This window comes from Serratia nevei, assembly GCF_037948395.1.
GTDB classification, from domain to species: Bacteria; Pseudomonadota; Gammaproteobacteria; order Enterobacterales; family Enterobacteriaceae; genus Serratia; species Serratia nevei.
This window is the reverse complement of record NZ_CP149940.1, coordinates 4,388,583-4,411,254: the sequence shown is the minus strand read 5'-3', so window position 1 is coordinate 4,411,254 and position 22,672 is coordinate 4,388,583. Positions and strand designations below refer to the sequence as shown.

General features: G+C 61.7%; 17 protein-coding genes. 10 read left to right on the top strand and 7 right to left on the bottom strand.

The features are described from left to right. Positions 1-5: 5 nt before the first annotated feature. The 6 genes from folK to thpR form a co-directional block, all read right to left on the bottom strand. Positions 6-506, bottom strand: a complete 501-nt coding sequence (gene folK, locus V8N38_RS21145; RefSeq protein WP_019456064.1) for a 2-amino-4-hydroxy-6-hydroxymethyldihydropteridine diphosphokinase — start codon at positions 504-506, stop codon at positions 6-8. After that, positions 506-2,053 carry a polynucleotide adenylyltransferase PcnB gene (gene pcnB, locus V8N38_RS21140; RefSeq protein WP_071591451.1) on the bottom strand — a complete coding sequence of 516 codons (1,548 nt, stop codon included), beginning with the start codon at positions 2,051-2,053 and terminating at the stop codon, positions 506-508. The genes folK and pcnB overlap by 1 nt, the downstream gene beginning before the upstream one ends. Positions 2,054-2,114: 61 nt before the next feature. Continuing rightward, positions 2,115-3,026, bottom strand: coding sequence for a tRNA glutamyl-Q(34) synthetase GluQRS (gluQRS, locus tag V8N38_RS21135; RefSeq protein ID WP_047729869.1), 912 nt, complete (start codon positions 3,024-3,026; stop codon positions 2,115-2,117). 72 nt (positions 3,027-3,098) lie between these two features. Beyond that, entirely contained in the window at positions 3,099-3,554 is a 456-nt protein-coding gene (gene dksA, locus V8N38_RS21130; RefSeq protein ID WP_004937569.1) for an RNA polymerase-binding protein DksA, read from the bottom strand. Positions 3,555-3,737: 183 nt separating this feature from the next. Next, the gene (sfsA, locus tag V8N38_RS21125) at positions 3,738-4,445 is read right to left on the bottom strand and encodes a DNA/RNA nuclease SfsA (protein ID WP_004937572.1); all 708 of its coding nucleotides are present in this window, start codon (positions 4,443-4,445) and stop codon (positions 3,738-3,740) included. Then, on the bottom strand, positions 4,442-4,984 hold the full coding sequence (gene thpR, locus V8N38_RS21120) for an RNA 2',3'-cyclic phosphodiesterase (protein WP_060422688.1): 543 nt from the start codon (positions 4,982-4,984) through the stop codon (positions 4,442-4,444). Before thpR ends, sfsA begins: the two co-directional genes overlap by 4 nt. A 188-nt stretch (positions 4,985-5,172) precedes the next feature. On the opposite strand from thpR, the gene hrpB reads away from it, so the two are divergent. From hrpB to V8N38_RS21085, 7 genes are all read left to right on the top strand, one after another. After that, a complete protein-coding gene (gene hrpB, locus V8N38_RS21115) occupies positions 5,173-7,611 on the top strand; it encodes an ATP-dependent helicase HrpB (RefSeq protein WP_187181587.1) in 2,439 nt (812 codons plus the stop codon). A gap of 118 nt (positions 7,612-7,729) precedes the next feature. After that, positions 7,730-10,222 carry a bifunctional glycosyl transferase/transpeptidase gene (gene mrcB / locus V8N38_RS21110; protein ID WP_147840636.1) on the top strand — a complete coding sequence of 831 codons (2,493 nt, stop codon included), beginning with the start codon at positions 7,730-7,732 and terminating at the stop codon, positions 10,220-10,222. A 251-nt stretch (positions 10,223-10,473) separates the two neighbouring features. Further along, positions 10,474-12,672 (top strand): ferrichrome porin FhuA, encoded by a 2,199-nt coding sequence (gene fhuA / locus V8N38_RS21105; RefSeq protein ID WP_060422694.1) that lies wholly within the window; start codon positions 10,474-10,476, stop codon positions 12,670-12,672. Between the two features lie 47 nt (positions 12,673-12,719). Beyond that, a complete protein-coding gene (fhuC, locus tag V8N38_RS21100; RefSeq protein ID WP_147840637.1) occupies positions 12,720-13,517 on the top strand; it encodes a Fe3+-hydroxamate ABC transporter ATP-binding protein FhuC in 798 nt (265 codons plus the stop codon). Next, positions 13,517-14,425 carry a Fe(3+)-hydroxamate ABC transporter substrate-binding protein FhuD gene (gene fhuD, locus V8N38_RS21095; RefSeq protein WP_038872395.1) on the top strand — a complete coding sequence of 303 codons (909 nt, stop codon included), beginning with the start codon at positions 13,517-13,519 and terminating at the stop codon, positions 14,423-14,425. Before fhuC ends, fhuD begins: the two co-directional genes overlap by 1 nt. Beyond that, positions 14,422-16,395 (top strand): Fe(3+)-hydroxamate ABC transporter permease FhuB, encoded by a 1,974-nt coding sequence (gene fhuB, locus V8N38_RS21090; protein WP_147840638.1) that lies wholly within the window; start codon positions 14,422-14,424, stop codon positions 16,393-16,395. Before fhuD ends, fhuB begins: the two co-directional genes overlap by 4 nt. A 311-nt stretch (positions 16,396-16,706) precedes the next feature. After that, positions 16,707-16,859, top strand: a complete 153-nt coding sequence (locus tag V8N38_RS21085) for a Hok/Gef family protein (RefSeq protein ID WP_033638576.1) — start codon at positions 16,707-16,709, stop codon at positions 16,857-16,859. Between the two features lie 124 nt (positions 16,860-16,983). On the opposite strand, the gene metK is transcribed toward V8N38_RS21085, so the two are convergent. Then, a complete protein-coding gene (gene metK / locus V8N38_RS21080) occupies positions 16,984-18,138 on the bottom strand; it encodes a methionine adenosyltransferase (protein WP_084827165.1) in 1,155 nt (384 codons plus the stop codon). Between the two features lie 908 nt (positions 18,139-19,046). Here metK and speA point away from each other — a divergent pair. The 3 genes from speA to V8N38_RS21065 all read left to right on the top strand — a co-directional run bounded on the left by speA (position 19,047) and on the right by V8N38_RS21065 (position 22,627). Next, positions 19,047-21,023 (top strand): biosynthetic arginine decarboxylase, encoded by a 1,977-nt coding sequence (gene speA, locus V8N38_RS21075; RefSeq protein WP_055311965.1) that lies wholly within the window; start codon positions 19,047-19,049, stop codon positions 21,021-21,023. 194 nt (positions 21,024-21,217) lie between these two features. Next, positions 21,218-22,138 carry an agmatinase gene (speB, locus tag V8N38_RS21070; RefSeq protein WP_147840640.1) on the top strand — a complete coding sequence of 307 codons (921 nt, stop codon included), beginning with the start codon at positions 21,218-21,220 and terminating at the stop codon, positions 22,136-22,138. A gap of 336 nt (positions 22,139-22,474) precedes the next feature. Next, the gene (locus V8N38_RS21065; RefSeq protein WP_033638576.1) at positions 22,475-22,627 is read left to right on the top strand and encodes a Hok/Gef family protein; all 153 of its coding nucleotides are present in this window, start codon (positions 22,475-22,477) and stop codon (positions 22,625-22,627) included. Positions 22,628-22,672: the final 45 nt, after the last annotated feature.

The window sequence follows — 22,672 nt, the reverse complement described above, 5'->3', positions numbered from 1 at the left end:
GTGGGTCAGGACTTGGGTTTTGGCTGATGCCACAGCGCCATGCCGTTTTCCGGCACGCGCTTGAGGCAGCTGGCGAGTGGCTCGCCATCGGGGAAAATCAGGTCGGGGGCGATTTCCGCCAGCGGGTAGAGCATGAATTCGCGCTCTTTCAGGCCGTAATGCGGCACCGTCAGGCGCTCGGTATGGATCACCTTGTCGCCGTACAGCATGATGTCCAGATCGAGCGTGCGCGGCCCCCAGCGTTCATCCTTGCGCACGCGCCCCTGATTGCGTTCTATCGCCTGGGTATGGTCGAGCAGCTGTTCGGGCGGCAACAGGGTATCCAGAGCCACCACCGCGTTGAGAAAGTCCGGCTGGTTTTGCGGCCCCAGCGGCTTGGTGCGGTAAAACGAAGAACAGGTGACCAGCCGGGTGCGCGGGAGATGCTCCAGCGCCTCCAGTGCGGCTTTAACCTGTTGCAGCGGCTGCGCCAGGTTGCTGCCCAGCGCGATATAAACGCGGATCATTATGCCCCTTCTTTACGCGGTGCCCGGCGGCGAGGGCGGCGTTGACGCGCGCGGCGCGGCGCCGGATCGTCCCCCAGGGTGCTCAGCATGGCTTTCTGCCGCGCCGGCGTGGCGTCCTGGAATTCGCCCCACCACTCGGCCAGACGCAGCATCTCCTGATTGTCTTCCACTTCCGCACGCAGCGCCAGCAGATCATAGGCGGCGCGGAATTTCGGGTGCTCCATCAGCTTGTGCGCGCGTTTGCCCTGGCGGCGGGACAGGCGCAGCTGCAGCTGCCAGATATCGCGCACCAGCGTGGTGATGCGTTTCGGGATGGCCAGCGAACGGCACTGCTCGTCGAGTACGTCGTTCATCGCCAGCGCGAAGGCGTCGTAGTAGGCCAGGCCGCTTTCCTGCGCCAGCTTCTGCGCATGCTCCAGCAGCGGGTACCACAGCATGGCGGCAAACAGGAAGGCCGGGTTGACGCGCATGTCGTTCTGCAGACGGTGATCGGTGTTCTTCAGCACCTGCACCAGAATGCGCTCCATCGGCGTATCGTGGTTCGGCGTGAAGTTGCGGGCGATCAGCGGGAACAGCGGTTGGAACAGCTGGTATTCGCACAGCTTCAGGTAGGTCTGGAAACCGTAACCCGCCTGCAGCAGCTTGAGGGATTCTTCGAACAGGCGCGCCGGCGGGATCTCATGCAGCAGCGAGGCCAGGCGCGGGATCGGCTCGGCGGTTTCTTCGCTGATGCGCATATCCAGCTTGGCGGCGAAGCGCACCGCGCGCAGCATGCGCACCGGATCTTCGCGGTAGCGGGTTTCCGGATCGCCAATCAGGCGGATCACGCCCTGTTTCAGGTCGTTCAGGCCGCCGACGTAATCGCGCAGGGTGAAATCCGCCACGCCGTAGTACAGGCTGTTGATGGTGAAATCACGGCGCTGGGCGTCTTCCTCGATCGAGCCGAAGATGTTGTCGCGCAGCAGCATGCCGTTTTGCGCCTGCTGGGACGAGTTCTTGTCGGATTCCTGATTCTGTTCGTGGTGGCCGCGGAAAGTGGCCACTTCGATGATCTCCGGCCCGAACATCACGTGCGCCAAGCGGAAGCGGCGGCCGACCAGGCGGCAGTTGCGGAACAGCTTGCGCACTTGCTCCGGCGTGGCGTTAGTGGTGATGTCGAAGTCTTTCGGCTTTTTGCCGAGCAACAGATCGCGCACGCCGCCGCCGACCAGATAGGCTTCGTAGCCGGACTTGTTCAGGCGGTAAAGCACTTTCAGCGCATTTTCGCTGATGTCTTTGCGGGAGATCGAGTGCTGTTCGCGCGGGATCACGGTCATCGAGTCGTTGCTCTCGGCGATAGGAAAAGGCGGACGCTTGCGCGGCGTTGAACGGCGGGCAGGGGCGTTGCTGCCGTTATCGGCGGCGCGCGGCTGCGGCGCAGGGCGGCTTGGCGCCGCGGCACGCTCTTCGCGGACTACGTTTTTATCGCCGGCCGCCGCGTCGTCGCGGGGCAGCTTGTCATCGCGGGTCAGTACCTTACGACAGAAGTTGGCTACTCGGGTAAAAATGGTACACCTCGATAGTGACTGATAAAAATGGAGCTAACAAAAAATAGCGGCTAATCATAGCTCACCATGGCTCCTTTGAGAATGCCGGCGTGTTTTCATCCAGAGGGATAGCCTCCTGACGCGGCACGTTTTCCAACCGCCAATGTGCGACCGCCCAGCTCAATAATAATGGCAGGTCAAGATCTTGCCAGCTTTCCGGCAGCGGTTGGCGCAGAAATTTCAGCGCGGCGATCAGCACCGGGCGCGGATCGCCGGCGGGCAACGCCGGCGCATGGTTTTGCTTCGACAGCTTAATGCCGTTGGCGCCCAGCGCCAGCGGCAGATGCACATAGGCGGGCACCGGCGCCTGCAGCTGGCGGTAGAGGGCGATTTGGCGCACCGTCGGCTCGATCAGATCGGCACCGCGTACAATCTCGGTCACGCCCTGAAAATGGTCGTCGATCACCACCGCCAGGTTGTAGGCGAACAGCCCGTCGCGGCGGCGAATGATAAAGTCTTCCCCCGCCAGCGCCGGATCGGCGTGCAATTCTCCCTGCAGGCGATCGTGGAACCCGTAAACGGGCGCGGTCTGGCGTAAGCGGATGGCGGCACCCTGTGGGCCGAGCTGCAAATCGCGGCAGTGGCCGTCGTACAACCCGCCGATCTGCTGGATGCGGCTGCGGGTGCAGGTGCAGTAATAGCTGAGCCCCTGGCGCTGCAACAGATCCAGCGCGGCGCGATAGGCGTCGTGACGTTGGGATTGATAGATGACCTGGCCGTCCCAGTGGAGACCATAATGTTCCAGCGCGGACAGGATGCGAGCGGCGGCGCCGGGGACTTCGCGCGGCGGGTCGATATCTTCGATGCGAACCAGCCACTGCCCGCGTTGGGCGCGAGCCTGAAGGTAGCTTCCCAGAGCGGCAATCAGCGAACCGAAATGCAGATCCCCGGAAGGCGATGGGGCAAAGCGCCCCACATAATGACTTTCTTGCATATCAGAGGGGGGAGGTTCCCTTTTCTCTGTGCGGCGCACGCAGGTGCGCACGCCGCAGCGGTAACAACGGTATTAGCCGGCCATCTGCTTTTCGCGGATCTCAGCCAGCGTCTTGCAGTCGATGCACAGATCGGCGGTCGGACGCGCTTCGAGGCGACGAATGCCGATCTCCACGCCGCAAGATTCGCAGTAGCCGAAATCATCGTCTTCCACTTTCTTCAGCGTTTTCTCGATCTTTTTGATCAGTTTGCGTTCACGGTCACGGTTACGCAGTTCAAGGCTGAACTCTTCTTCCTGGGTAGCACGGTCGGCCGGATCAGGGAAGTTGGCTGCCTCTTCTTGCATATGCGATACAGTACGGTCCACTTCGTCCCTGAGCTGGTTGCGCCACGCTTCAAGAATGCGCTTGAAATGCGACAACTGGGCGTCGTTCATGTACTCTTCGCCCGGCTTCTCTTGGTACGGCTCCACCCCAGCGATGGCGAGAATGCTCAAGGACGAGGTTTTACGGTTTTGCCCTTCTTGCATGTTGCTTCTCCTACATACACACGCACTATCGAATCCCCAATGCGGGGGAAAAACAGGCCGCTATAAATAACAGAAGGAAGGTAGGTTGGCAATTATTCCTGTCGCCCGCTTGACAATCGTGTGAAGGAGGGCGTATTTGGCGATCGTGCTGGCCGGTTGTCTATTTATAGGGACCCGACTGCGCTAATCGATAAAAAACGGCAGCTTATCGCAGAGATAAATACCGTCAGGTGATAACTTTGCCCCGTAACAAACCACTTCCACTCCCAACTGCCGGACCTGTGCCAACAGCGCCGCATAGCGCTCATCTATATGATGTGCCGGTGCGACCTGCTCAATACCGCTGTGTAACACGGCAAAGAACAACACCGCCCGTTGCCCGCTTTCAACCACGCTGAGCAACTCACGCAGGTGCTTTTGCCCTCTGAGCGTTACCGCATCAGGAAAGTAACCACGTTGTTGTTGCAGTAATGTGACTGACTTAACTTCAATATAGCAGTTAACCCGATTTTCTGCCTGTAATAACAAATCGATACGGCTGTTTTCACCGCCGTATTTCACTTCGCCGCTGATTTTACTGTAACCGGATAATTCATTGATTAAATTGTGTTCAATTGCCTCGCGCACCAGCGCGTTGGCGCGCAGGGTATTGACGCAGATCCAGTGCCCCTGTTGGGTATGGGTCAACTCCCAGCTGTGGGCGTATTTGCGCTTGGGGTTATCCGAGGTGGAGTACCAAACGGTATCGCCGGGCGTGGCGCAGCCGGTCATGGCGCCGGTATTGGCGCAGTGCAGCGTAAAGGTTTCCCCTTCCGGGGTGATCACGTCCGCCAGAAAGCGTTTGTAACGTTTGATCAGCGTGGCGGAACGCAGCGGTGGAGAGAAAATCATGCGGATGCCTGCTTGGCCAGCGGCCACTGTTCGAGGTGTTGATAGCGGGTGCGGCCGTTTTCGAACACCGACTCATATAAGGAAAAGGCGTCGGCGCTGAACGCCCAGCCCGGCGTCGCCGGCGGGATCGCCACCGGCTGGGTGGCGGCGCGCAACAGCGTGATGTGCGGATGGAACGGCAGCGCGCTTTGATGGCAGCCGTTGCGGGCGGCCTGCGAACGCAGCAGCTCGGCCAGCTGCAGCAGCCCGCGCGGCGCGCGGCGGGTGCCGAGCCAGACCACGCCGGGGCGCGGCCAATGGCCGAGGTCGTCGAGCCGCATGCTGAAGCCGGGTTGCACGATGCGGCCGGCCAGTTTGCGCAGCGCCAGCTCTTTCTGCGCGGTGACCTCGCCGAGAAACGCCAGCGTCAGGTGCAAATTAGCCGCCGCCACCGGTCGGCCGGCCTCCGGCGCAAACGCCTCGGCGCGCCAGCGGATCACCTGCTGTTGCAGGGCATCAGGCAAGGACAGGGCGAAAAACAGGCGGCGCGAATTGGACATGGGGGCTCGGTAAATAATGACAAATCCGTCGGGACAGACATGGATGCGGCTTGCAACGGTCTCGCGCGAAGCGGGACGCATGGACGAGGTCCGTACTATAGCTAACGCCGCCGCAGTTTGAAAGGCTACGGGGACAAAGCTAATGCTACACTGTACGCCGTTTAACGTTAACCACCACGGAGAGTTCAGTGTCTTCATTGCCCGTCAGCGCGGTGCTTGATGAGTTGCTGGCTGCGTTGCAGTCCGCTCCTCAGGTGCTGTTGCACGCCCCGACCGGCGCCGGTAAATCCACCTGGCTGCCGCTGCAGATCCTGGCTAAGGCCGGGTTGCCGGGGCGCATTATCATGCTGGAGCCGCGGCGGCTGGCGGCGAAAAACGTCGCCTATCGCCTGGCGCAGCAACTGGGGGAGGAGCCCGGCCAGACCGTGGGCTACCGCATGCGCGCCGAAAGTAAAAGCGGGCCGCAAACCCGGCTGGAAGTGGTGACGGAAGGCATTCTCACCCGCATGCTGCAGCAGGACGCCGAACTGCAGGGCGTGTCGCTGGTGATCCTCGATGAGTTCCACGAACGCAGCCTGCAGGCCGATCTGGCGCTGGCGCTGCTGCTCGACGTGCAGCAAGGGCTGCGCGACGATCTGAAACTGCTGATCATGTCGGCCACCCTGGACAACGCTCGCCTGTCGCAGCTGCTGCCGGAAGCGCCGGTGGTGGTGTCCGAGGGGCGCAGCTTCCCGGTTGAGCGTCTGTATCAGCCGTTGGCCAGCCATCAGCGGCTGGAAGATGGCGTAGCGGCGGCGGTGAAGCGGTTGCTGGCCGAACAGCCGGGATCTTTGCTGCTGTTCCTGCCGGGTGTGGCGGAGATCAATCGGGTGCTGGAGCGATTGACCGGCGAGGTGGCGAGCGATACCGATCTTTGCCCGCTGTATGGCGCGCTGCCTTTGGCGCAGCAGCAAAAGGCGATCCAACCGGCGGCGTCTGGCCGCCGCAAGGTGGTGCTGGCGACCAACATCGCCGAAACCAGCCTGACGATCGAGGGCATTCGGCTGGTGGTGGACAGCGGCCTGGAGCGCGTGGTGCGCTACGACGTGCGCAACGGTTTGACGCGGCTGGCGACGCAGCGCATCAGTCAGGCGTCGATGGTGCAGCGCGCCGGACGCGCCGGGCGCCTGGAGCCGGGCATTTGCTGGCATCTGTTCGCCAAAGAACAGGCGGAGCGCGCGGCGGAACACGCCGAACCGGACATTTTACAGAGCGATCTCACCGGCTTCTGGCTCGAATTGCTGCAGTGGGGATGCCATGATCCGGCGCAGCTGACCTGGCTGGATGCGCCTCCGGCGGCGGCATTGGCGGCGGCCAGGGCGTTGCTGCACCGGCTGGGGGCCACGGATGACGGTGGCAAACTTACCGCCCCGGGGCGCCAGATGGCCGCGCTGGGATGCGAGCCGCGGCTGGCGGCGATGCTGGTCGCCGGCGCGGCGTTGAGTGCCGACGGCCTGGCGACGGCGGCGTTGCTGGCGGCATTGCTGGAAGAACCGCCGCGCGGCGGGCAGATGGATATCGGCTACTGGCTGAGCCGCCCGCAACCGAACTGGCGGCAGCGCGCCGCGCAGTTGGCCAAACGCCTGCCGCAACGTGCGGGGCAAATCGACATCGATCTGGCGCCGCGCCTGTTGGCGCAGGCGTTTACCGATCGTATCGCCCAGCGCCGAGGCCAGGACGGCCGCTACCTGCTGGCCAACGGTCTGGGGGCGGCGATGAACCAGGACGAGGCGCTGTCGCGTGCGCCCTGGCTCATCGTCCCCAGCCTGTTGCAGGGCCACAATAGCCCCGATGCGCGTATCCTGTTGGCGTTGCCGGTGGATATCGACGCGCTGGCGGCACAGCTGCCGGCGATCGTCACGCAGCGCACGGCGGTGGAGTGGGATGACGAGAAGGGCACGCTGCGCGCCTGGAAGCGCCAGCAGATCGGCCGTCTGACGCTGCGCGCCCAGCCGCTGGCCAAACCGGCGGATGAAGAGCTGCAGCAGGCGCTGCTCGATTGGGTGCGCGCACAGGGGCTGGCGGTGCTCAACTGGGAGGGCGCCGCCGAGCAATTGCGGGTGCGCCTGCAGTGCGCGCAAGCCTGGTTGCCGGAGGCGGAATGGCCGGCGGTGGACGAAGAACCCCTGCTGGCGGCGCTGGAGCAGTGGCTGTTGCCGTCGCTGAACGGCGTGCGCGATCTGCGCGGTTTGAAGCAGGTCAACATCGCCGAGGCGCTGTCCCGTCTGCTGGATTGGCAGCAAAAGCAGCGGCTGGATAATGCGCTACCCACTCATTACACTGTGCCGACCGGCAGCCGCCTACCGATCCGTTATGAGGCCGGCAAACCGCCGGCGCTGGCGGTGCGTTTACAGGAAGTGTTCGGCGAGCAGCGCAGCCCGATGTTGGCGGAGGGTCGCATCCCGGTGGTGCTTGAGTTACTCTCACCGGCGCACCGGCCGTTGCAAATCACCGGCGATCTGGCGGCCTTCTGGCAAGGCGCCTATCGCGAGGTGCAAAAAGAGATGAAGGGCCGCTACCCGAAACACGTTTGGCCGGACGATCCGGCCACGGCGGTACCGACGCGCCGAACGAAGAAATATCAGTAGGTCGCGATCATTTAAGGTTTGGAATTCAGATGTTTCTTCTGGTCAGCGCTGCGGCGTAGGCACAGATTAAGCGACTAATCATGGCCGGCAGTGTCGGCAAGCTCGGAGAACAACAGCCATGGCTGGGGATGACCGCGAGCCCATCGGGCGCAAAGGAAAACAACCAAAAAGCACCGCGTCGCGCAAGCCGCCGCGCCGTCGCCCAGACGACGATTATGACGATTACGAAGAAGACGAGTATGACGATGATGAGTATGAAGAGGAGGAGGAACGCATGCCGCGTAAGGTAAAAGCGACTCCGCCGCGTAAAAAACGCCGCTGGCTCGGCCTGTTTATCAAACTGATCCTGGTGATCGCCGTCCTGTTGGCGATCTATGGCGTCTACCTGGACTCGCAGATCCGCAGCCGCATCGACGGCAAAGTCTGGCAGCTGCCGGCGGCGGTGTACGGCCGCATGGTCAACCTGGAACCGGGCATGCCGTACAGTAAGAAGGAGATGGTCAACCTGCTGGAAGGCATGCAGTATCGCCAGGTCAGCCGCATGACGCGCCCGGGCGAGTTTACCGTGCAGGCCAACAGCATCGAGATGCTGCGCCGCCCGTTCGACTTCCCGGATGGTAAAGAGGGGCAGATCCGCGCCCGTCTCGACTTCCAGAACAACCGTCTGGCGAAGATCGAAAACCTGGACAGCGGCCGCAGCTTCGGCTTCTTCCGCCTCGATCCGCGTCTTATCACCATGCTGCAGTCGCCGAACGGTGAACAGCGTCTGTTCGTGCCGCGCTCCGGTTTCCCGGATCTGCTGGTGGATACGTTGATCGCCACGGAAGACCGCCACTTCTATGAGCATGACGGCATCAGCCCCTACTCCATCGGCCGTGCGGTGCTGGCCAACCTGACCGCCGGGCGTGCGGTGCAGGGCGGCAGTACGCTGACGCAGCAACTGGTGAAGAACCTGTTCCTGAGCAACGAACGTTCGCTGTGGCGTAAGGCTAACGAAGCCTATATGGCGCTGCTGGTGGATTACCGTTACAGCAAGGACCGCATTCTGGAGCTGTATCTGAACGAGGTGTACCTCGGCCAGAGCGGCAGCGACCAGATCCGCGGTTTCCCGCTGGCCAGCCTGTACTACTTTGGCCGTCCGGTGGACGAGCTGAGCCTCGATCAGCAGGCGCTGCTGGTCGGCATGGTCAAGGGCGCGTCGCTGTACAACCCGTGGCGTAACCCGAAACTGGCGCTGGAGCGCCGCAACCTGGTGCTCAAGCTGCTGCAGAACCAGGGCGTGATCGACGGCGAGCTGTATGACATGCTGAGCGCGCGTCCGCTGGGCGTGCAGCCGAAAGGCGGCGTCATTACGCCACAGCCGGCGTTTATGCAGATGGTGCGTCAGGAACTGCAGACCAAGCTGGGCGATAAGGTCAATGACCTGTCCGGCGTGAAGATCTTCACCACGCTGGATCCGGTGTCGCAAGACGCGGCGGAAAAAGCGGTCGAAGACGGCATCCCGGCGCTGCGCGCCGCGCGTCACCTGCAGGATCTGGAAGCGGCGATGGTGATCGTCGATCGCTTCAGCGGTGAAGTGCGCGCCATGGTCGGCGGCGCTAACCCGCAGTTCGCCGGCTTCAACCGCGCGATGCAGGCGCGCCGCCTGGTCGGCTCGCTGGCCAAGCCGCCGACGTACCTGACCGCGCTGTCCGAACCGGATAAATACCGCCTCAACACCTGGCTGGCGGATGCGCCGCTGTCGCTGAAACAGCCGAACGGCGCCGTCTGGCAGCCGAACAACTATGACCGTAAATTCCGCGGTCAGGTGATGCTGGTGGATGCGTTGGCCAACTCGCTGAACGTGCCGACGGTGAACCTCGGCCTGTCGGTCGGGCTGGATCAGATCAGCGCTACGCTGCAACGCCTGGGTATCCCGAAAGCGGAGATCAACCCGGTGCCATCGATGCTGTTGGGGGCGATCGGCCTGACGCCGATGGAAGTCGCGCAGGAGTACCAGACCATCGCCAGCGGCGGTAACCGTGCGCCGCTGTCGGCGGTGCGTTCGGTGATCGCCGAAGACGGCACGGTGCTGTACCAGAGTTTCCCGCAGGCGGAACGCATGGTGCCGGCGCAGGCCGCTTACCTGACGCTGTACGCGATGCAGCAGGGCGTGGCGCGCGGGACTTCCCGCTCGCTGTCGGTGAAGTTCCCGAACTACAACCTGGCGGCGAAAACCGGTACCACCAACGATCTGCGCGACAGCTGGTTCGCCGGCATCGACGGCAAGGAAGTGGCGATCGCCTGGGTCGGGCGCGACAACAACGGCCCGGCCAAGCTGACCGGCGCCAACGGCGCGTTGACCCTGTATCGCCGTTATCTGGAAAACCAGACGCCGCTGCCGCTGATGCTGCAGCCGCCGGAAGGCATTAACCAGATGAGCATCGACTCTGCCGGCAACTTTATCTGCGGCGGCGGCAGCTGGCGCACCATCCCGGTCTGGACCGACAATCCGCAGGGATTGTGCCAGGCCAGCCAGGCGGCGGTGCAGCAACAGCAGCAACCGGCGGCGGGTGAGCAAAAAGATGGCGATGGCGTCGCCGGCTGGATCAAGGATATGTTCGGCCAGTAATCGCTACCGGGGCACCGGCCCCGGTGAAAATTTTTTCTTTGTTATTAAGCCCGTAACCTTGGTTACGGGCTTTTTTATTTTTCCGCTCGTTTTATTTCCCTGTTAACCGCATGGCTAAGCGCCTAATCCTTAACCTATTTGCCTTATGAATTCGGCTTGCAGTTTAATTTGGCTTCTGCATAAAATGCGACGCTTATAATAATTATTATCGTTTACATTCGTCATTTAATTATTCATCAGAGAAATCAACTATGCCGACCAAGCGTCTTTCATCATCCGCGGCCAAGCAGGGCCGCACCCCCGTCAGCGCGTTAGCGATCACCGTCGCTGCGGCGTTGGGCACGCTGGCGATGCCGGCTTTTTCCGCCGACGCCAAGCCGGCCGCCAAGGAAGACACGATTACCGTTGTAGGCGGTAGCAATACCGCCCAGCAGGAAAGCGCCTGGGGGCCGGTCGGCACCTATGTCGCCAAACGCAGCGCCACCGGCACCAAAACCGATACGCCGATCGAGAAGAACCCGCAGTCTGTTTCCGTGGTGACGCGTGAAGAGATGGACATGCGTCAGCCGGATACGGTGAAGGGCGCGCTGGCCTATGCGCCGGGCGTATTTGCCAGCCGCGGCAGCTCCACGACCTATGATGCGGTGGCGATCCGCGGCTTCCCGGCCACCAACACCACCCAGTATCTGGATGGGTTGCGGTTGCTGGGCGACAACTACAGCGAAGCGTCCATCGATCCTTATTTCCTCGAGCGCGCCGAGCTGCTGCGCGGCCCGGTCTCGGTGCTGTACGGCAAAAGCAACCCGGGTGGTTTGGTCTCGATGGTCAGCAAGCGGCCAACCACCGAGCCGCTGCGCGAAATCCAGTTCAAAATGGGCACCGATAACCTGTTCCAGACCGGTTTCGATTTCAGCGACGCGCTGGACGATCAGGGTATCTATTCTTACCGCCTGACCGGCCTGGCGAAAGACAGCGATTCGCAGCAGAACATGAGCAAAGAGAAGCGCTATGCGATCGCGCCGTCCTTTAGCTGGCGTCCGGATGACAAAACCAACTTCACGCTGTTGGCCAACATTCAAAACGATCCCTATACCGGTTATTACGGCTGGCTGCCGAAGCAGGGCACGCTGATTCCGCTGCCGAACGGCGGTAAGCTGCCGACCGATTTCAACGAAGGCGAAGCCAGCAACTACACCTCCCGCAAACAGCGGATGATCGGCTACAGCTTCGAACATGCCTTCAACGATACCTGGGCGGTGCGCCAGAATCTGCGCTATATGCAGCTGGAAACCGACATGAAGAGCATCTATGGCAGCGGCGTTTCTGCGGCGACGCCGACGACGATTAATCGCGCCTATGTCCAGTCGAAAGAACACCTGAACAATTTCTCTGTGGATACCCAGGCGCAGGCGAAGGTGAAAACCGGCGATATCGACCACACGCTGTTGTTCGGCGTGGACTACATGCGCATGCGTAACGATATCAATGCCGCATTTGGCTCTGCGGACGGTCTGAGCATGACCAATCCGCAATACGGGAATGACGCGGTCAATATCAACTTCCCCTACCATTACCTGAACCGTCAGGAACAAACCGGCCTGTATGTGCAGGAGCAAGGGGAGTGGAACCAGTGGCTGTTGACGCTGGGCGGGCGCTATGACTGGGCGAAGACTTCCGCTTATAACCGCGATGTGAGTTCGACGAGCCAGCAGACCGATCGCCAGTTCACCTGGCGCGGCGGCCTCAACTACTTGTTCGACAACGGCGTGACGCCGTATTTCAGCTACAGCGAATCGTTTGAACCGAATCTGGGCACGACGCAAGGGGGTAGCACCTTCAAGCCGTCGATCGGCAAGCAGTATGAAGCCGGCGTGAAATACGTGCCGAAGGATCGCCCAATCGTGCTGACCGGCGCCCTGTATCAGCTGACCAAGAACAACAACCTGACGCCGGACCCGAGCAATGCGCAGTTCAGCGTGCAGAGCGGCGAAATCCGTTCACGCGGCGTGGAGCTGGAAGCCAAGGCGGCGTTGAATGCCAACGTCAACCTGATCGCCTCCTATACCTATACCGATGCGAAGTACACCAAGGACAACACCTATCAGGGCAAACCGACCGTCGAGGTGCCGAAACACATGGCTTCGCTGTGGGCGGATTACACCTTCCACGAAACGGCGGTGAGCGGCCTGACGCTGGGTTCCGGCGTGCGTTACGTCGGCTCCAGCTCGAGCTTCAACAGCGATAATTCCGCCTTCAAGGTGCCGGACTACACGCTGGTGGACGCTACCATTAAATACGATCTGGCGCGCTTTGGCCTGCCGGGCTCGTCCGTGGGCGTCAACATCAACAACCTGTTCGACAAGACCTACGTGTCGAGCTGCTACCGCGACTACGCCTGCTACTGGGGCGCAGAACGCCAGGTGGTCGCCACCGCAACCTTCCGTTTCTAACCGGATAGCCGGGGCGGCGCCGCGTCGCCCCGGACAAAGCAGGATCTATGCAGGACAAACTTCTTAGTCCCGGCGCGACCTTCGCGCTGGATAACGCCAGCTTCGCCGTCCCCGGCCGGGTGCTGTTGCAACCGCTGTCGCTCAGTTTTCCCCAGGGCAAAGTCTGCGGCCTGATCGGCCATAACGGTTCCGGTAAATCCACTCTGTTGAAACTGCTCGGGCGGCATCAAGCCCCCAGCGGTGGCCAGGTACTGCTCAATCGGCAGCCGTTGGCGCAGTGGGACAGCAAATCCTTCGCCCGCCAGGTGGCCTACCTGCCGCAGCAGTTGCCGGCGGCGGAAGGCATGACGGTGCGCGAGCTGGTGGCCGTCGGCCGCTATCCGTGGCACGGCGCGCTGGGGCGTTTTGGCGCCAACGATCGCCAATTGGTCGAAGAGGCCATTTCACTGGTGGGGCTCAAGCCGTTCGCCAACCGCCTGGTGGACAGCCTGTCCGGCGGCGAGCGCCAACGCGCCTGGCTGGCGATGATGGTGGCGCAGGACAGCCGCTGCCTGCTGCTTGACGAACCGACGTCGGCGCTGGACATCGCGCACCAGGTCGAGGTGCTGGCGCTGATCCAGCGCTTGAGCCGCGAACGCGATCTCACGGTGATCGCCGTGCTGCACGACATCAACATGGCGGCGCGCTACTGCGATCATCTGGTGGCGCTGCGCGGCGGTGAAATGATCGCTCAGGGCGGCCCGCTGGAACTGATGCAGGGGCCGGTGCTGGAGCAAATTTACGGTATTCCTATGGGCACGTTGCCGCACCCGAGCGGCGGCGCGCCGGTGAGTTTTGTCTACTGATGTCTTCTGCATTCACTTCTTCTCACGACCCGCTGCGCCGCCGTTTGTTGATGGCGCTGGCGCTGTCACCGCTGTTGGGCTCGTTGCCCGGCCGGGCGGCGGATGCGCCGCCGGATATCGCGCGCGTTGCGGCGCTGGAATGGCTGCCGATCGAACTGCTGTTGGCATTGGGCGTGACGCCGCTGGCGGTGGCCGATGTGCATAACTACAACCTGTGGGTGGCGGAGCCGAAGCTGCCGGCGACGGTGGTCGACGTCGGTCAGCGCACCGAACCTAACCTCGAACTGCTGCAGCAGCTCCAGCCTTCGCTGGTGTTGCTGTCGCAAGGCTATGGCCCGACGCCGCGAAAAATCCAACCCATCGCGCCAACCATGAGCTTCGGCTTCAACGACGGCAGCGGCAAACCGCTGACCGTCGCCCGCCAGTCGCTGCTGGCGCTGGGCCAGCGGTTGGGCATAGAAAGCCGGGCGGTAAACCACCTGGCGCAGTTCGACGGCTTTATGCAGGACGCGCGTCAGCGCCTGCAAAGCTATACCCGGCAACCGCTGCTGTTGTTTTCGCTGATCGACACGCGCCATGCGTTGATCATCGGCCAGAAAAGCCTGTTCCAGGAAGCGATGGACCAACTGGGCATCCGCAATGCCTGGCAGGAGCAAACCGACTTTTGGGGCACTGCGGTGGTGGGGATTGAACGGTTGGCTACGGTGCGTAATGCCCGGGTCATCTATCTCGATCACGGCAATCAGGCGATGATGGACAAGGTCAGCGCGACGCCGCTGTGGCAGTCGTTGCCCTTTGTGCGGCAAAACCAGCTGCGGCAGGTGCCGGCGGTGTGGTTCTACGGCGCCACGCTGTCGACGATGCGGTTTTGCCGCCTGTTGGCGCAGGCCCAGGAGAGTGCGGCATGAATGCGGGCATCCGGAGATTACCGCTGACGCTGATCCTGCTATTGCTGGCGGCGGCAGGCGGCCTGACGATATACAACCTGGCGCAGCAGCTGCCGCCGGCGCAATGGGTGCGGGCGCTCAGCGCGCCGGACATCGACGACGTGCGGCAAATGCTGTTCCATTACAGCCTGCTGCCGCGGTTGACGGTGTCGCTGTTGGCCGGCGCCGGCCTGGGGTTGGTCGGCGTGCTGTTCCAGCAGGTGTTGCGAAATCCGTTGGCGGAACCGTCGACGCTCGGCGTTGCCGCCGGCGCGCAGCTCGGCCTGACCATCGCTACGCTGTGGGTACTGCCGGGGGGCGAATTCACTCGCCAGCTGGCCGCTATGGTGGGCGCGATTGTGGTGGGCGGGCTGGTGTTCGGCGTCGCCTGGGGCAAGCGGATGTCGCCGGTCACGCTGATTCTGGCCGGGCTGGTACTGGGGCTGTACTGTGGCGCGGTCAACAGCCTGTTGGCGCTGTTTCATTACGATCAACTGCAGGGCATGTTCCTGTGGGGAACCGGTGCGTTGAACCAACAGGACTGGAGCGCCGTGCAGTTCATTCTGCCGCGTTTGCTGGTGGCCGGCGCGCTGGCGGCGCTGTTGCTGCGCCCGCTGACGCTGCTGGGGCTGGACGACGGCGTGGCGCGCAACCTGGGGCTGGGGCTGTCGATGGCGCGCTTCTGCACCCTGGGGCTGGCCATTATCTTCAGCGCCATGTTGGTGAGTGCGGTGGGCGTTATCGGCTTTATCGGCCTGTTTGCACCGCTGATGGCGAAGATGTTGGGCGCGCGCCGCCTGGCGCACCGCATGATGCTGGCGCCGTTGCTGGGGGCGCTGTTGCTGTGGTTGACCGATCAGGTGATGCTCGGGGTGACACAGGTGTGGCGTGAGATCCCGACCGGCGCGGCCACCGCGCTGTTCGGCGCACCGCTGCTGCTGTGGCTGCTGCCGCGTTTGCGCAGCGCCGCCACGCCGCCGCCGATGAACCTCGGCGACAAGGTGCCTGCTGAACGCGGGAATCTGCCTGCCTGGATCCTGGTGGGTGGCCTCGTACTGCTGATCGGCCTGACGCTGGCGCTGATGCTGGGCAAAAATGCCGGCGGCTGGCACTGGAGCCTGGGCGCGGAACTGGACTCCTTGCTGCCGTGGCGCTGGCCGCGGGTGCTGTCGGCGCTGGCGGCGGGCATGATGCTGGCGGTCGCCGGCACGCTGATCCAGAAATTGACCGGCAACCCGATGGCCAGCCCGGAAGTGTTGGGCATCAGTTCCGGCGCCGCTTTTGGTGTCGTGATGATGCTGTTTATGGTGCCGGGCGACGCCTTCGTTTGGCTGCTGCCCGCCGGCAGCCTGGGGGCGGCCGCGACGCTGCTTATCATCATGATCGCCGCAGGCCGCGGCGGTTTCTCGACGGAACGTATGCTGCTCGCCGGTATCGCGCTCAGCACCGCCTTTACCACCGTCATCTTCCTGCTGTTGGCCAGCGGCGATCCGCGTATGGGGGGCTTGCTGACCTGGCTCTCCGGCTCGACCTATTCGGTGGAGCCGGCGCAGGCGGTGGCCGCCGGCCTGATGGTATTGGCGCCGTTGTGCCGCCGTTGGTTGACCATCCTGCCGCTCGGCGGCGCCACCGCCCGTTCGGTGGGCATTGCGCTGACGCCGGCGCGGTTGACCATTCTTTTATTGGCCGCCGTGCTGACCGCCATGGCGACCCTGACCGTAGGGCCGTTGAGCTTTGTCGGGCTGATGGCACCGCATATGGCGCGCATGCTGGGCTTCCGCCGTGCGCTGCCGCAGATGGTGATCGCCGCGCTGCTGGGCGGCTTGCTGATGGTGTTTGCCGACTGGTGCGGGCGGATGCTGCTGTTCCCGTACCAGATCCCCGCCGGGTTGTTGGCGACCTTTATCGGTGCGCCGTACTTCGTTTATCTGTTGCGTAAGCAGACGTCGTAATCGGTGTCTCGCCGTGCTTTTTCTGCCCTCAAAGGCTCAGCGTCGCTGAGCCTTTTTTTATTTTTCAGGGTGTTGCAAGGCACTGCGAGCGGTTGCGCAAAAACGATATTGCGTGCGAAAAGGAACACGTGGCGTGGTGGTGAGATGAATATACTGCGGGCGGGTGCTCTGGATCTTTGTCTCTGGAGCCCGTGCGAAAGAGATAAAGAGAAAAGCCCCGAGTCGATATCCATCAACCCGAGGCCTACTCTAACGCGTGACAACGTTAAGTTAGCCTCTTACCCGCCGCGAGGCAAGGAGAAGAAGGCATGATGCCGAACAAACGGAGCCTGTTAAAATTGGTGGTTATTTGTGCCACGGTAATATCACTGGCATGGATAACCCGCAGCACGCTGTGTGAGCTGCGGATCCGATCGGGCAACACGGAGGTTGCGGCCATTTTGGCTTACGAATCCGAACGGTAAGGCAACCCGGCAGCGGGGGCTTTGCCTCCGCTTGCCGGCAAGTCGCTGCGTTGATCCGGGAGCACCCATCCGCTTAAAAAAAACGGCGAGCCCAGGCTCGCCGTTTTCATGTTGATGTCGGGGCTTATTTCAGGCCGGCGGCATCGCGCAGCAGCGCGGCTTTGTCAGTCGCTTCCCATGGGAAGTGCTCGCGGCCGAAGTGGCCGTAGGCAGCAGTTTCGCGGTAGATCGGCTGCAGCAGATCCATCATCTGGATCAGGCCGTATGGGCGCAGATCGAAGAATTCGCGCACCAGCAGCGTCAGCTGTTCGGTTGGCACTTTCTCGGTACCGAAGGTTTCCACCATGATGGAGGTCGGTTCCGCTACGCCGATAGCGTAAGACACCTGGATCTCGCAGCGATCGGCCAGGCCGGCGGCGACGATGTTTTTCGCCACGTAGCGCGCCGCGTAAGCCGCGGAACGGTCAACCTTGGACGGATCCTTACCGGAGAAGGCGCCGCCGCCGTGGCGCGCCATGCCGCCGTAGGTGTCGACGATGATCTTACGGCCGGTCAGACCGCAGTCGCCCATCGGGCCGCCGATAACGAAACGGCCGGTCGGGTTGATGTGGTATTTTGTGCCCGCCGTCAGCCATTCCGCCGGCAGGACCGGTTTAATGATCTCTTCCATCACCGCTTCTTGCAGATCTTTCAGCGTGATGTCTTCGGAATGCTGAGTGGACAGCACCACGGCGTCGATACCGACGATTTTGCCGTCGTCGTATTGGAAGGTCACCTGGCTCTTCGCGTCCGGACGCAGCCACGGCAGGGTGCCGTTTTTGCGCACTTCGGACTGGCGCTGCACCAGACGGTGCGCGTAGGTCACCGGAGCCGGCATCAGCACGTCGGTTTCGTTGGTGGCGTAGCCAAACATCAAGCCCTGATCGCCGGCGCCCTGCTCGAGAGGATCGGTACGGTCAACGCCCTGATTGATATCCGGGGATTGTTTGCCGATGGCGCTCAATACTGCGCAGGAGTTGGCGTCAAAGCCCATGTCCGAATGAACGTAGCCGATTTCGCGTACGGTTTTGCGGGTGATCTCTTCGATATCGACCCAGGCGCTGGTGGTGATTTCACCGCCGACCAGCACCATGCCGGTTTTAACGTAGGTTTCGCAGGCGACGCGCGCTTTCGGATCCTGTTCCAGGATGGCGTCGAGGACGGCATCGGAGATCTGATCGGCGATTTTATCGGGATGTCCTTCGGAGACGGATTCGGACGTGAAGAGGTGTTTAGCCATTGTGTTCTTTACCTTGCATAAGACGGGTTAGAAATTACTGCACAGCGCTGGAGATCCGGCATCAAAGCGAAGGGTCTTCCGCTGATGGCGCGAGATGCATCCTGCAACGCCCCTCAGGCAAAGCCGTTAAGCAGTTTATCAGTTAACCAGTATAGATGGATTAACATCTGGACGTCTATTTTAGGTCAGGGTTTAGCCAGATTGCCAGTAATTTTTTGCGCTTTCGCTCTTTTGCGCAAACGGGTTGGCGCCATTTTCATCGCTTGAAACAGTTTTCGGCGAATTTTCATTTTGCTTTTTCACCTGCTTACCGGTATAAACTGCGCGCGCGGTTCATTTGCTGCACAGTACGGCGATTGGCGGTGGGGAAGGTGCGATAAACTTCCGCTTTGCATTCGCCGGCGTTGCGCTATTATCCGTCGCAGGCGTTCGCCGTGAGCGCCGCCGCTTCATCGAACGGTCACGTTCTTACACTATTTTAGAGGCTGGGTCGTTCACTCCGAACGGCGCGCGTGGAGGTGGTTGGATTAATGATCCGTTGTCTACCGGTTGTTGGCTCCCAACAGCAGTGCCGTTCTGGCGCACATTCTTCTGCTATTTCCCGTCTTGTCTCTCTGTCACTTACCAGGTGCGATAAACACTTGGCCGCTACTCAGGATTCTCGGGCCGGCTAACGGTCGTCTGAAGAACTGAACAAGGGTAGCCTGCAGCCTTCCTGTGGGATGTTTCTTGGCCCGATTCACGAGGTTTGAACAGGGTGTCTTACAATTATATGAGTGATAAACCGATCGCTGACCGCGAACGGCAGTTCTCTTCGCTGCCGTCAGCGCGGCTTGTTGGGTTGTTCTCGCGGGTTGTAGCTGCGATAGTGGCTGACGGTTTCGTCAGTGCGGAATGTGAGGCGAACCATGTCTGATGATCTGTTGATTCACCGCCCGCCGGTTGCGGGCGAGTCTTTATCTTTGCGCTCCATGCAGGAGGTTGCCATGAATGATCGTAATGCCAGCAAGATGCTGCGCACTTATAACGTCGCCTACTGGGGCAACAATTACTATGACGTCAACGAGCTGGGCCATATCAGCGTGTGCCCGGACCCGGATGTCCCGCAGGCGCGCGTCGATCTGGCAGAACTGGTGAAAACGCGCCAGCAAGACGGGCAGCGTTTGCCTGCGCTGTTCTGCTTCCCGCAGATCCTCCAGCATCGCTTGCGTTCGATCAACGCCGCGTTCAAACGCGCGCGTGAGTCCTTCGGTTACCAGGGCGGCTATTTCCTGGTGTATCCGATCAAGGTAAACCAACATCGCCGCGTGATTGAGTCGCTGGTGAACTCCGGGGAACCGCTGGGGCTGGAAGCCGGCTCCAAGGCCGAGCTGATGGCGGTGCTGGCGCATGCCGGCATGACCCGCTCGGTGATCGTCTGTAACGGCTATAAAGATCGTGAATACATTCGCCTGGCGCTGATCGGGGAAAAACTGGGGCACAAGGTGTACCTGGTGATCGAGAAGATGTCCGAGATCAACCTGGTGCTGGAAGAAGCCGAACGGTTGAACGTCATACCACGCCTGGGCGTGCGTGCGCGTCTGGCTTCGCAGGGCTCCGGCAAATGGCAGTCGAGCGGCGGCGAAAAATCCAAGTTCGGCCTGGCGGCGGTGCAGGTGCTGAAGCTGGTAGAGACCCTGCGCGAAGCGGGCCGTCTCGACAGCCTGCAACTGCTGCACTTCCACCTGGGCTCGCAGCTGGCCAACATTCGCGACATCGCCACCGGCGTGCGCGAATCGGCGCGCTTCTACGTTGAACTGCACAAGCTGGGCGTCAACATTCAGTGCTTCGACGTGGGCGGCGGTTTGGGCGTCGACTACGAAGGCACCCGCTCGCAGTCCGACTGCTCGGTGAACTACGGCCTGAACGAATACGCCAACAACGTGATTTGGGGCATCGGCGACGCCTGTAACGAACACGGCCTGCCGCACCCGACGGTGATCACCGAGTCCGGCCGCGCCGTGACCGCGCACCACACGGTGCTGGTCTCCAACGTGATCGGCGTAGAGCGCAACGAGTTCAGCGAACCGCTGCCGCCGGAAGCCGACGCGCCGCGCGCGCTGGAAAGCATGTGGGAAACCTGGCTGGAAATGAACGAGCCGGAGAACCGCCGCTCGCTGCGCGAATGGCTGCACGACAGCCAGATGGATCTGCACGACGTGCATACCCAATACGCGCACGGCATGCTGGATCTGACCAAGCGCGCCTGGGCCGAGCAGCTGTATCTGAACATCTGCAACAAGATCCAGCAGCAGCTCGATCCGAGCAACCGCGCGCACCGTCCGATCATTGACGAACTGCAAGAACGCATGGCGGACAAGTTCTACGTCAACTTCTCGCTGTTCCAGTCGATGCCGGATGCCTGGGGTATCGATCAGCTGTTCCCGGTGCTGCCGCTGGAAGGGCTGGATAAGCCGCCGGAAGGCCGCGCGGTGCTGCTCGACATCACCTGCGACTCCGACGGCACCATCGACCACTATGTCGATGGCGACGGCGTGGCGACCACCATGCCGATGCCGCCGTACGATCCGGAGAACCCGCCGGCGCTGGGCTTCTTCATGGTCGGTGCGTACCAGGAGATCCTCGGCAACATGCACAACCTGTTCGGCGATACCGCCTCGGTTGACGTGTATGTGTTCCCGGACGGCAGCGTCGAGACCGAACTGTCCGACGAGGGCGACACCGTGGCGGACATGTTGGAGTACGTGCAGCTCGATCCGAGTGCGCTGCTGGCCAAATTCCGCGATCAGGTCAAAGAAACCGATCTGGACAGCGAGCTGCAGGCGCAGTTCCTGGAAGAGTTTGAGGCCGGCCTGTACGGCTACACGTATCTGGAAGACGAGTAACCGCCCTCTTCAGGGGGGCGATATCGGCCCCCTTGAAGCATGGATAAAATGCGGCCATAATCTGCCGTATCGGTAGCACCGAAACAAACATCGAATAAATCCCTTTCTCGTCGGGCTAACGACGCGGGAGGGATTTTTTTTTGTAACGGCCCGGCGTCTGCGCCTGGCAACTTGTTGAACTACGAGGGTTTACTATGAGCACCTTAGGCCATCAGTCCGATAATTCATTAGTGTCCAACGCCTTTGGTTTCCTGCGCTTTCCGCTGAACTTCATGCCTTACGACAGCGATGCAGAGTGGGTCATCACCGGCATTCCGTTTGACATGGCGACCTCCGGTCGCGCCGGTGGCCGTCACGGCCCGGCGGCTATTCGTCAGGTATCTACCAACCTGGCCTGGGAAGGCAACCGTTGGCCGTGGAGCTTCGATCTGCGCGATCGGCTGAACGTGGTTGACTGCGGCGACATCGTGTTCAATTTCGGCGATGCGCAGGACATGAGCGACAAGCTGCAGGCGCACGCGGAGAAACTGCTGAAGGCCGGTAAGCGTATGCTCTCGTTCGGCGGCGACCACTTCGTGACCCTGCCGCTGCTGCGCGCGCACGCCAAGCATTTCGGCAAGCTGGCGCTGGTGCACTTCGACGCCCATACCGATACCTACGCCAACGGCAGCAAGTTCGACCACGGCACCATGTTCTACCATGCCCCGAACGAAGGCCTGATCGATCCGCACCACTCGGTGCAGATCGGTATTCGCACCGAGTTCGATTATGACAACGGCTTTACCGTGCTGGACGCTGCGCAGGTGAACGATCGCAGCGTGGACGACCTGCTGACCCAGATCAAAGGCATCGTCGGCGATATGCCGGTGTACCTGACCTTCGACATCGACTGCTTGGATCCGGCGTTCGCACCGGGCACCGGCACGCCGGTGATCGGCGGTCTGACTTCCGATCGTGCGCTGAAACTGGTGCGCGGCATGCAGTCGCTGAACATCGTCGGCATGGACGTGGTAGAAGTGGCGCCGGCCTATGACCAGTCCGAGATCACCGCGCTGGCCGCGGCGACCCTGGGCTTGGAGATGCTGTACCTGCAGGCGGCGAAGAAACACGCCTGACGCCAGGCCACGCCTCGCTGAAAAAGCGGCTCCCATCGTATGGGGCCGCTTTTTTTATTTCATTTGTCGCCATCCGCGCTGCGATTTTCAGCCTGTTGCAACGCCTTTGCGCAATCCTGCGCAGAAATGAAACTGAGTCAGAGAATAAGGACACGGGACAACGGAGAGGATGAATATACTGCGCGCGGGTGCTCTGGATCTTTGTATCTGGAGCCTGCGTGAAAGGTACAAAGAGAAAAGCCCCGAGTCGATATCCATCAACCCGAGGCCAACTCTAACGCCAGACAACGTTAAGTTAGCCTCTTACCCGCCGCGAGGCAAGGAGAAGAAGGCATGATGCCGAACAAACGGAGCCTGTTAAAATTGGTGGTTATTTGTGCCACGGTAATATCACTGGCATGGATAACCCGCAGCACGCTGTGTGAGCTGCGGATCCGATCGGGCAACACGGAGGTTGCGGCCATTTTGGCTTACGAATCCGAACGGTAAGGCAACCCGGCGACGGGGGATGTCCCCCGTCTGCTGCTTGTTGGC